Here is a 1,531-nt window from a genome sequence, read left to right on the forward strand (position 1 = left end):
CGCGTCCGGACATCTTCGGCAAGATCGGCAACGCCGGCGTCAGCATCGCCACGCTCGACGACATGCAGGCGCTGTTCGAGGGCTTCGATCTGTGCGCGCCGACGACCTCGGTGTCGATGACGATCAACGGTCCGGCGCCGGCCATGCTCGCGATGTTCCTGAACACCGCGATCGACGCGGCACTCGCGCGCTTCGCGCACCGGCACGGCCGGGCGGCGGAGGCTGCCGAAGCGCAGGCGATCCGCGCGCAGGTGCTGCACGTCGTGCGCGGCACCGTGCAGGCCGACATCCTGAAGGAGGATCAGGGCCAGAACACCTGCCTGTTCTCGATCGAATTCGCGCTGCGGCTGATGGCCGACATGCAGGCGTATTTCGTCGAGCACGCGGTGCGCAATTTCTATTCGGTGTCGATCAGCGGCTATCACATCGCCGAGGCCGGCGCGAACCCGGTCACGCAGCTCGCGTTCACGCTCGCCAACGGCTTCACCTACGTCGAGGCCTACCGCGCGCGCGGCATGGACATCGACGACTTCGCGCCGAACCTGAGCTTCTTCTTCAGCAACGGCATGGACCCGGAGTACGCGGTGCTCGGGCGCGTGGCGCGGCGCATCTGGGCGATCGCGCTGCGCGATCACTACGGCGGCGGCGAGCGCAGCCAGAAGCTCAAGTACCACATCCAGACCTCGGGCCGTTCGCTGCACGCGCAGGAGATGGCCTTCAACGACATCCGCACGACGCTGCAGGCGCTGATCGCGATCTACGACCACTGCAACTCGCTGCACACGAATGCCTTCGACGAAGCCGTCACGACGCCGACCGAAGCCTCGGTGCGCCGTGCGCTGGCGATCCAGCTGATCATCCACCGCGAATGGGGGCTCGCACGCTGCGAGAACCCGAACCAGGGCGCGTTCATCATCGAGACGCTGACCGATCTGGTCGAGGAAGCCGTGCTCTGCGAGTTCGAGCGCCTGAGCGAGCGCGGCGGCGTGCTCGGCGCGATGGAAACCGGCTACCAGCGCAGCCGCATCCAGGAGGAGTCGATGAAGTACGAGACGCGCAAGCACGACGGCAGCCTGCCGATCGTCGGCGTCAACACCTTCACGCACGCCGATGCCGGCGCGAGCCCGCCCCCGCCGCTGCTGGCGCGCTCGACCGAAGCCGAGAAGCAGTCGCAGCTCGAACGCCTGCGCGCCTTCCACGCCCGCCATGTCGCGGCTGCACCGGCGATGCTCGAACGCCTGAAGCAGACCGCGATCGCCGGCGGCAACGTGTTCGCGGTGCTGATGGATGCGGTGCGCTGCTGCTCGCTCGGCCAGATCACGACGGCACTGTTCGAGGTCGGCGGGCAGTACCGGCGCAACCTGTAGCGGCGGCGTGCATCCGGCATTGCCGGCGGGGCCGGCGGCGGGCGGTCCGTGACCGGTTCGCCTGCCGCCGCCGGCCGGGCTCAGCGGCAGGTCCAGCTTGCCGGGTCGCGCCAGTCGCCGGCGCCGTCCTTCAGCACCGTGCGCTGCGGGAAGCGGCAGATCGG

At 69.0% G+C, this 1,531-nt stretch carries 1 protein-coding gene; it reads left to right on the forward strand.

What is annotated here, in order from left to right; translation table 11 throughout:
* A partial coding sequence (locus tag PKE44_RS19335) for a methylmalonyl-CoA mutase family protein (protein WP_324554473.1) occupies positions 1-1,367 on the forward strand: 1,367 nt, incomplete at its 5' end.
* Between the last annotated feature and the right edge of the window lie 164 nt (positions 1,368-1,531).

Source organism: Plasticicumulans sp. (assembly GCF_035331805.1).
Classification (GTDB): Bacteria; Pseudomonadota; Gammaproteobacteria; order Competibacterales; family Competibacteraceae; genus Plasticicumulans.